Annotated in this window: 9 protein-coding genes; 2 read left to right on the forward strand and 7 right to left on the reverse strand. The window is 64.8% G+C overall.

Annotated elements, in window-relative coordinates:
* The 7 genes from ACI6S0_RS23295 to ACI6S0_RS23325 are packed head-to-tail and all read right to left on the reverse strand — an operon-like array spanning position 1 to position 5532.
* Positions 1-366 carry a DsrE/DsrF/DrsH-like family protein gene (locus ACI6S0_RS23295; protein ID WP_206434112.1) on the reverse strand — a complete coding sequence of 122 codons (366 nt, stop codon included), beginning with the start codon at positions 364-366 and terminating at the stop codon, positions 1-3.
* A complete protein-coding gene (locus ACI6S0_RS23300; protein ID WP_434404513.1) occupies positions 354-1121 on the reverse strand; it encodes a HesA/MoeB/ThiF family protein in 768 nt (255 codons plus the stop codon). The genes ACI6S0_RS23295 and ACI6S0_RS23300 overlap by 13 nt, the downstream gene beginning before the upstream one ends.
* Positions 1118-1522, reverse strand: a complete 405-nt coding sequence (locus ACI6S0_RS23305) for a hypothetical protein (protein ID WP_169863142.1) — start codon at positions 1520-1522, stop codon at positions 1118-1120. Before ACI6S0_RS23305 ends, ACI6S0_RS23300 begins: the two co-directional genes overlap by 4 nt.
* A gap of 5 nt (positions 1523-1527) precedes the next feature.
* Positions 1528-1983: a dUTP diphosphatase gene (dut, locus tag ACI6S0_RS23310; RefSeq protein ID WP_434404514.1), complete on the reverse strand. Its 456-nt coding sequence runs from the start codon at positions 1981-1983 to the stop codon at positions 1528-1530.
* Complete coding sequence (gene coaBC, locus ACI6S0_RS23315) at positions 1958-3202, reverse strand: bifunctional phosphopantothenoylcysteine decarboxylase/phosphopantothenate--cysteine ligase CoaBC (protein WP_434404515.1); 1245 nt, start codon at positions 3200-3202, stop codon at positions 1958-1960. Before coaBC ends, dut begins: the two co-directional genes overlap by 26 nt.
* 49 nt (positions 3203-3251) lie before the next feature.
* Positions 3252-4793: a 2-polyprenylphenol 6-hydroxylase gene (gene ubiB, locus ACI6S0_RS23320; RefSeq protein ID WP_099233554.1), complete on the reverse strand. Its 1542-nt coding sequence runs from the start codon at positions 4791-4793 to the stop codon at positions 3252-3254.
* A 7-nt stretch (positions 4794-4800) separates the two neighbouring features.
* Complete coding sequence (locus ACI6S0_RS23325) at positions 4801-5532, reverse strand: class I SAM-dependent methyltransferase (RefSeq protein ID WP_434404516.1); 732 nt, start codon at positions 5530-5532, stop codon at positions 4801-4803.
* Positions 5533-5712: 180 nt separating this feature from the next.
* Between ACI6S0_RS23325 and mutM the strand changes: the two genes are divergently transcribed.
* Positions 5713-6525: a bifunctional DNA-formamidopyrimidine glycosylase/DNA-(apurinic or apyrimidinic site) lyase gene (mutM, locus tag ACI6S0_RS23330; RefSeq protein ID WP_434404517.1), complete on the forward strand. Its 813-nt coding sequence runs from the start codon at positions 5713-5715 to the stop codon at positions 6523-6525.
* A 117-nt stretch (positions 6526-6642) separates the two neighbouring features.
* Positions 6643-6906, forward strand: a complete 264-nt coding sequence (rpsT, locus tag ACI6S0_RS23335) for a 30S ribosomal protein S20 (RefSeq protein WP_010335635.1) — start codon at positions 6643-6645, stop codon at positions 6904-6906.
* Positions 6907-7337: the final 431 nt, after the last annotated feature.

The following is a 7337-nucleotide window of genomic DNA, read 5'->3' on the forward strand; positions in this document are numbered from 1 at the left end:
TCAGGGGATCAGCAGCCGGGCATCGTCGTCGGTCTGTTGCAGGAAGGAAAGCGGGCCGCCAATCTCGACCCCGGCGGGCAGGGCGTCGGCGGACAGGCCCGACAGGGCAAGGCCGCTCTGGCAGGCGATCAGGGCCACCCCCATGTCCAGCGCCTCGGCCAGCAGTTCGGCAAGCGTCGGCAGGCCCGCCGCCTGATGCGCGGCATCTTCCGGCGCGGCCAGCGGTGAGGCCAGCAGCGCCACCGCCTCCAGTTGCAGGAACAGGCTGGCTTCGCCGCCCAGCGCGGCCTGCGCCGTCGCCATCACCAATGCGCCGCGCAGCCGCTCCGCATCGGCCGTGATGACGACGATCCTCAGTGCGCGCACAGTTCCGCCGCGCAGCCCGGACAGGCCGGGTCCTTGGGGACGCCCAGCGTGCGGAACCGCATCGCCAGCAGGTCCGCGATCAGCAACTGTCCCGCCATGTCGGTGCCGAACGGGACCAGCGCCCGGATCACCTCCAGCGCCGCCAGGCTGCCCATCACTCCGGTCAGCGCGCCGATCACACCGGTTTCCGAACAATTGCGTTCGGCCGCGTCAACCGGGCTGCCCACCAGGCAGCGATAGCAGGGCTTGTCCGTCTCCCAGCCGCGATAGGTGGCGAGCTGCCCCTCGAACGGGCCGACTGCCGCCGAGACCAGCGGCATGCGCAGCGCCTGCGCTGCGTCGGCCACCACCAGCCGGGTCGCGAAACTGTCGCACCCGTCCAGCACGACATCGGCCTCGCGCAGCAGCATCGCGGCATTGTCCGCATCGATCCGCGCGTTGATCGGGATCAGCTTGATGTCGGGATTGAGGCGTGCAACGGCCGCCATTGCCGCTTCCGCCTTGGGCGCATCGATATCATCGGTGCCGAACAGCACCTGACGCTGCAGGTTGGACAGGGTGACCGCATCATCGTCGATCACCCGGATGGTGCCGACGCCGGCGGCCGCCAGATAGAGGATGGCCGGGCTACCGATGCCGCCCGCACCGATCACCGCGACATCGGCCGACAGCAGCCGCGCCTGGCCGGCGCCGCCAATTTCCTTCAGCACGATATGGCGGGCATAGCGCTCCAGTTGATCGTCGGTCAGCGTCACGGCGCATCCGACCAGAGGAAGCGTACCTGCGAGCGCATCCATACCGGTTCGGCCGAGCCGGTCTTGGGGAAGCTGCGGCCGAGCGAACTCAGAATGCGGTTGCTGACGAATTTTTCCACGCCCGGGCAGCTGGCATTGACAGGGGCGATCTTCATCAGCTTGCCGTCCCCGCTCAACAGGAACAGCATGTCCATTTCCAGATATTGCGATCCCTGGCGATTGACCGCACCGCTGCACGCGCCACGCCGATAGAGCTTGGCGACCTCTTCCGACCATTGCGGCGAATTCTTGCGCCCCAGCCAGTCGGGAATTTCCGGTACTTCGCTCAGATCCTGCGGCATGGGTTGCGCAGCCTGCGGCGTGGCGGCGGCAAGCATCAGCGAAAGCAGCGGGGTCATCATGATGGTCATACTCCCGTAGAACCGAAGCCGCCCTGTCCCCGGACGGTATCGTCGAGCATATCGACCTCGACGAAGCTCGCAAGCTGAACCGGCGCGACCACCAGTTGCGCGATGCGATCGCCCCGCTTGATCGGGAAGGGATCGGCGCCATGGTTGATCAGCAGCACCTTGAGTTCGCCGCGATAGTCGGCGTCGATCGTACCGGGGGCGTTGGGCAGGGTGATGCCATGCTTGAGCGCCAGGCCGGAACGGGGCCGCACCTGAATCTCATAACCTTCGGGGATCGCCAGCGCGAAACCGGTCGCGACCGGATGACGATCGCCGGGATTGAGGATGATCTCCTCGGCCGACACCACATCCATGCCGGCGGCGTGCGCGGTCGCATAGGCGGGGACGGGGAGCCCTTCGCCATTGTGCAGGCGCATGAGCTGGATATCAATCGGCGGCAGCGGAGAGGGCATTGGCAACCTTTTCAATGAGTTTGGTGGCGACATCGCTCTTGGCCATGGCAGCCCAGCTTTCGATGCCGGCGGATGTGACGATCTGGACGCTGTTGCTGTCGCCGCCCATGACGTCGCCCGACACATCATTGGCGACGATCCAGTCGGCGCCCTTGCGGGCCAGCTTGGCCTGTGCATGTTCGGCGATCTTCTGCGTTTCGGCGGCAAAGCCGATCAGCAGGCGGGGACGGCGGGCATGATGGCCCAGCGTCGCCAATATGTCGGGATTTTCGACCAGAGCGAGCGGCGCGGGCTGGCCGGAGCCATCCTTCTTCAGCTTCTGCTCGGCCGCATCGGCGGTGCGCCAGTCGGCGACGGCAGCGACCATGATCGCGGCGTCGGCGGGTAGCGCGCCCTCGACCGCGGCCAGCATCTCGCGCGCGGTCTCGACATCGATGCGGGTGACCCCGGCAGGCGTCGGCAGATGCACGGGCCCCGCCACCAAAGTCACCTTCGCCCCGGCACGCGCAGCGGCGGCGGCGATGGCAAAGCCCTGCTTGCCCGAAGAGCGATTGGCGATGTAGCGCACCGGATCGATCGGCTCATGGGTCGGTCCGGCGGTCACCAGCACATGGCGCCCAGTCAACGGCTGATCAGCGCCGGCAAAATCAGGCTGACCCGCCAGCGGATCGGGCAAAGCCGGGTCGGTCAGCAGGCGCCCGATCTCCGCCGCGATCGCTTCCGGCTCGGGCAGGCGGCCCTTGCCATATTCGCCGCAGGCCATCTCGCCATCGTCGGGCGTCATGATGTGGACGCCATCGGCATGGAGTTGCGCCAGGTTCCGCTGTGTCGCCTTGTGGTGCCACATGCGCACATTCATCGCCGGTACCGCCAGCACCGGCTTGTCGGTGGCGAGCAGGATCGTGGTGGCCAGATCATCGGCGATACCCGCCGCCATCTTCGCCAGGATGTTGGCGGTCGCCGGCGCGACGACGATCAGGTCCGCCTGCCGCGACAGCTGGATATGGCCGATCTCGCGCTCTTCTTTCAGGTCGAACATGTCGCCATAGACATGATCCTCGGTCAGCACGCCCAGGCTCAGCGGCGTGACGAACTGCTGCGCGCTTTCGGTCAGCACCGCGCGCACGGCGATGCCGCGCTTACGCAGCTGGCGCACCAGTTCCAGCGACTTATAGGCCGCAATGCCGCCGGAGACGATGAGAAGCACACGCTGGGTCATGGCCAACATTTGGTCGCGCGACCGGGACTTGTCCAGTCCGGTCGCCGACTTAGAAGAAGGTCGTGGCCGCGGCCATCGCCCCGGCGCCGATCGCCGCCGCCAGCAGAGCGACCAGCCCATAGCGCCAGCCGCCGCCGACCTGGATCAGCTTCACGTCGCCCAGCGGCAGCGGTGGCGGGGCACCGCCCTTTTCGGGGAAGGCGTCCTCGATGCGGCGGACCAGTGCCGGCAACCGCTGGATCAGGCGCCAATTCTCGATCAGCGCATCGGCGGCCTTGGCTTCCGGCCCCAATTCGGTGCGCAGCCATTCCTTCACATAGGGACCACTGGTTTCCCACATGTTGATTTCGGGATCGAGCTGATGGGCGACGCCCTCGACCATCACCATCGTCTTTTGCAGCAGCAGCAAGTGCGGCTGGGTCTGCATGTCGAAATCGCGGGTGATGGCGAACAGCCCGTCCAGCATACCGCCGACCGACAATTCGCTCGCCGGCTTGCCGCGCATCGGCTCGCCCACGGCGCGCAGCGCGGTGGCGAACTCGTCGACATTATGATGGCCGGGCACATATTGCGCCTCGAAATGGATTTCGGCGACGCGCTTGTAGTTGCCGGTGATCAGGCCATAGAGAATCTCGGCCAGCCACATGCGCGCGCGCCGGTCGATCCGGCCCATGATGCCGAAATCGATCGCGACGATGTCGCCATTGCCCTTCACGAACAAATTGCCCTGATGCATGTCCGCGTGGAAGAAGCCCTCGGCGATCGCCTGCCGCAGGAAGGCGTTGACCAGCCGCGCGGCGATGTCCTTGAGGTCATGGCCGGCGGCGATCAGCGCATCGCGATCGGAGATCTTGATGCCGTCGATCCATTCCATCGTCATGACCTTGCCGGTCGTGCGGTCCCAGTCGATGGCGGGCACGCGATAGCCCGGCATCGCCTCCATCGCCTCGGCCAGTTCGGACGCCGATGCCGCCTCGCGCCGCAGGTCCAGCTCGCGCGCGGTCCAGCGCTTCATATTGGCGATGACCAGGCGCGGGCGCAGGCGGGCGACTTCGCCGCCCAGCATCTCGACATGGGCGGCGGCCCATTCATAGGTCTGGATGTCGCGGTTGAACTGGTCGATCACGCCGGGCCGGATCACCTTGACCGCGACCTCGCGGCCGTCGCTGGTAACGGCACGATGCACCTGCGCGATCGATGCGGCTCCGACAGGCTGCTCGTCGAAACGAGCATAGACCTGCTCCAGCGGCCGGCCAAAACTCTGCTCGATCTGGGCGCGGATCGTCTCGAACGGGACGGGGGGCAGGGCGTCCTGTAGGCGCAACAGGTCGTTCGCCGCCTCCTCACCGACCAGGTCGGGGCGGGTCGCCAGCGTCTGGCCCAGCTTGATCGCGGCCGGGCCGATCGACTGGAACGCATCGGCATAGCGTGGCTGCTTGGGCACGCGCGCGCCAAAACGGGCAAGGCGCACCAGCCGGCGCACCGGCGTCGGCGTCAGCGGATCGCGTTCGATGCCAGTGAGGGCGCCATGGCGTGCGAGTGTCCGGCCCCATTTCAGGAGCCGCCAGATATGAGTCGCGTGGGTGGTCATGCGGGCGTCAGATCTTCCAGCCCGAATGGATCGCCACCAGTCCGCCCAGGATCGGCTCGACCTTGGTATTCACGAAACCGGCGTCGCGGATCATGCCCTCGAACTTGGGCATGGGCGGGAAGCGGCGGATCGATTCGATCAGATAGCGATAGCTGTCGGCGTCATTGGCGAACAGCTTGCCCAGCTGTGGCACCAGCTTGTGCGAATAGCTGTCATAGACGTCGGAAAAGCCCGGCCAGATGGTGGTCGAAAATTCCAGGCAGAAGAAACGGCCGCCGAACTTCAGCACGCGGTGCGCCTCGCGCAGCGCCATGTCGATATGGGTGACGTTGCGGATGCCGAAGGCGATCGTATAGGCGTCGAATTCCCGATCGCCGAAGGTCAGCGTCTCGGCATTCTGTTCCGACCAGATGAGGCCCTCATAGCCCTTCTTCTGCGCGCGCTCGACACCAACGGCCAGCATCTCGGGATTGATGTCGGATACGGTGATGTGCGCGCCCAGCTTGTGCATGCGAAAGGCGATGTCGCCGGTGCCGCCGGCCATGTCCAATATCTGTTCGCCCGGCTGCGGCTTCACTCGCTTGACGAACTGGTCCTTCCACAGCCGATGGGCGCCGCCCGACATGGCGTCGTTCATCAGGTCATATTTGGCGGCGACATTGGAGAATACGGCGCGGACCATGCCGGCCTTCTCGGCGGCATCGACGTCGCGATAGCCGAAAGATGCTGTTTCGCTCATGCGGTTCGCTCTAGAGCCTGATCGTGCCAGATGGAAGCGCTATGCGCGCTCACGCGATGCGGCGAATCCCGCTCTTGTGTGATTACGCAGTTTCAGCGTCAGTCCGGCGCGAAGGCATGGGTTGGGCGCTGGGTGTAAAGGCCCCTGTCGTTCCGCTATCCGGCATCCTACATAGGGGCCATGCCAGAGCTTCCCGAAGTCGAAACCACCGTTTCCGGCCTGCGATCCGTCTTGCAGGGCGCGACCCTCACACGGGTCGAGCCGCGCCGCGCCGATCTGCGCTTCCCGATTCCGGTGGACCTGCGTCAGCGTATGACCGGCGCCACCGTCACGGGACTGTCGCGCCGGGCCAAATATGGCCTCATCGAAACCGATCGCGGCGACATGATGATCTTCCACCTCGGCATGTCGGGGCGATGGCGAATCGATCCGGCGGAAATCGGGGCGCATGACCATCTGTTGCTGGAGACGGGCAACGGGCATCTTCTCTCGCTCAACGACCCGCGCCGCTTCGGCTCGCTGGATCTGGTGCGCAGTGACGCCTGGCAGGGCTATGCCCCCTTCACCCGCATGGGGCCGGAGCCATTGGGGCCGGATTTCGACGCGGCCTATCTGGCGCAGGCGCTGGATGGCAAGGCGACGTCGATCAAGGCGGCGTTGCTCGACCAGCGCATCGTCGCGGGGCTGGGCAATATCTATGTATGCGAAGCGCTGAACATGGCGGGCATCGCCCCGACTCGAGCGGCAGGGCGCATATCGAAGCCCCGACTCACTTTGCTGGTAGAAGCGATTCGTACCGTTCTGTCCGCCGCCATCGTCGCCGGCGGTTCCACTCTGCGCGATTATGCGCGGCCGGATGGCGAATTGGGCTATTTCTCCAACCAATGGCGAGTCTATGGGCGCGAAGGACAGATTTGCCCCTGTGGTGGCACCGTGCAGCGCCGAGTCGATGGGGGGCGATCGACCTTCCATTGCCCCAAATGCCAGAAATAGCGGGGGGCTCGCTGGTTGACGACACCCCGGAACAGCTGTAAGGGGCGCACCTTCACGAGGCTGGTTGGCGAATCCGACGGGCCTCTTCCCGAGATTTGATGAGAACCGAGGAATAGAATGGCCAATACGCCGCAAGCCAAGAAGCGCATCCGTCGCAATGAGCGTCGCGCCGCGATCAATGGCGCCCGCATCAGCCGGATCCGCACCCTGGTGAAGAAGGTGGAAGCCGCCATCCTCGCCGGTGACAAGGATGCTGCTGCGACCGCGCTTCAGACTGTCCAGCCCGAACTGGCCCGCGGCGTTGCCCGTGGTGTTCTGCACAAGAACACGGCCGCTCGTAAGTTCGGCCGCCTGACCAAGGCCGTCGGCGCGATCGCCTAAGCCTTACGTTAAGCTACCCGCTTATCTGAAAAGCCCGCTCCGGATCGCCGGAGCGGGCTTTTTCTGCTGGAGTCACGGAATAGTCATTTCTCTGACCCGCGAATTTCTCACGATTCGAGCCGTATCGTCAGAATCGCTACCAAGTAATTCACTGAAAAATAGTCATAATTTGTGAATCTGCGGTTTTCTGCGGGATTCCCGAGTCAACGTCTTTATTTCAGTTTTTTGAAGCGACGCGCCCTTGATCCGGCGAAGCGGCCCTGTCTATTTTGATCCTCCGGCCGCTGATCGAATCACTTCCTGGCGGTCGTCATAATGTCAGTCGATGTATCAGACTCGGAAGAGCGGGGGCGCTTTTCCGAACCATCTTGTTGCGTCCGATAGTCGTGCCCTCAGGGGCATTTTTGTTGGTATTTTGGGGGCAGCATTCA

Source organism: Sphingobium sp. DN12, assembly GCF_051058005.1.
Classification (GTDB): domain Bacteria; phylum Pseudomonadota; class Alphaproteobacteria; order Sphingomonadales; family Sphingomonadaceae; genus Sphingobium; species Sphingobium yanoikuyae.

What these genes read in the sequence shown, in the direction of transcription:
- dut (WP_434404514.1), bottom strand. Translation starts at nt 1,983, where the DNA reads ATGCCCTCTCCGCTGCCGCCGATTGATATCCAGCTCATGCGCCTGCAC.
- mutM (WP_434404517.1), top strand. Translation starts at nt 5,713, where the DNA reads ATGCCAGAGCTTCCCGAAGTCGAAACCACCGTTTCCGGCCTGCGATCC.
- coaBC (WP_434404515.1), bottom strand. Translation starts at nt 3,202, where the DNA reads ATGACCCAGCGTGTGCTTCTCATCGTCTCCGGCGGCATTGCGGCCTAT.
- ACI6S0_RS23305 (WP_169863142.1), bottom strand. Translation starts at nt 1,522, where the DNA reads ATGATGACCCCGCTGCTTTCGCTGATGCTTGCCGCCGCCACGCCGCAG.
- rpsT (WP_010335635.1), top strand. Translation starts at nt 6,643, where the DNA reads ATGGCCAATACGCCGCAAGCCAAGAAGCGCATCCGTCGCAATGAGCGT.
- ACI6S0_RS23325 (WP_434404516.1), bottom strand. Translation starts at nt 5,532, where the DNA reads ATGAGCGAAACAGCATCTTTCGGCTATCGCGACGTCGATGCCGCCGAG.
- ubiB (WP_099233554.1), bottom strand. Translation starts at nt 4,793, where the DNA reads ATGACCACCCACGCGACTCATATCTGGCGGCTCCTGAAATGGGGCCGG.